Annotated in this window: 1 protein-coding gene; it reads right to left on the reverse strand. The window is 39.6% G+C overall.

Annotated elements, in window-relative coordinates; all coding sequences use genetic code 11:
- Positions 1–711, reverse strand: a 711-nt coding sequence (locus AB4486_RS24480) for a LacI family DNA-binding transcriptional regulator (protein WP_372119249.1), incomplete at its 3' end; no start/stop codon positions are given.
- Between the last annotated feature and the right edge of the window lie 137 nt (positions 712–848).

The raw sequence follows: 848 nt of genomic DNA on the forward strand, positions 1-848 counted from the left end.
AAAGTAGACATGATTAGGCTGTAATTGAATTGCTTGGTAGCCGGCTTTGTCCTCCGAGTTGGCTAGAGCTTGTAGTGAAAAATTCAACTCAGGGACGGTGTCAGTAATGGTGGCTTGCATCAACTTAGTACGGCTAGAAAGCATACGCTCATCATAAATATAATGTACGGCTGCCAGCGGTGCCTGCTGTTGTTTTAACTGAGTGATGGTTTGGGAAACGAGTGCTTTAATTGCAGCATGGTCGGGGTAATATAAACAGCAATGGTGGGGGGTGTTTTTACCAATAAATAACACATTGTCTAAGGTTTGATAAAACGTCTCTTCGACACTGTGCTTTGAAGCAATAATAATAGTGCCCAATGCATTTAAGCCATTAAACTCTCTCACAGCTTGGCATTCTGACTCATGGTTAAACCCTGAGGCATGAAAAAGCATTCGTACTTGTGATTCATTGGCAGCCGCCAGTGCCCCTTTGATTACTAAACTGGTTGTATATGACTCAATGCGAGGAGCAACGAAACCAATAATATTAGATTGGCTACGAATGGAACGAGCAAATATATTAGGGGTATAATGATTTTCTTTGACGATAGCATCAATTTTAAGGCGATTTTCAGCCGAGACATAACCGTCATTAAAGTAACGTGACACGGTCATTGTTGAAATTCCAAGCTGTCTTGAAATCTCCGCCATGGTCATTTTTTTACTCATCACATTTTCCTTCCATAATGTATTATTGCCATATTATCCAATATATTGGCTGACAACAAAGTAAATAAAAACGCTACCTGATGATATACACATAGTACTTCAAGTTTATAAGATATTGTCCACTTCTTGACCTGAAC

This window comes from Vibrio sp. 10N.222.55.C6 (assembly GCF_041473395.1).
In the GTDB taxonomy this organism is placed as follows: domain Bacteria; phylum Pseudomonadota; class Gammaproteobacteria; order Enterobacterales; family Vibrionaceae; genus Vibrio; species Vibrio crassostreae_C.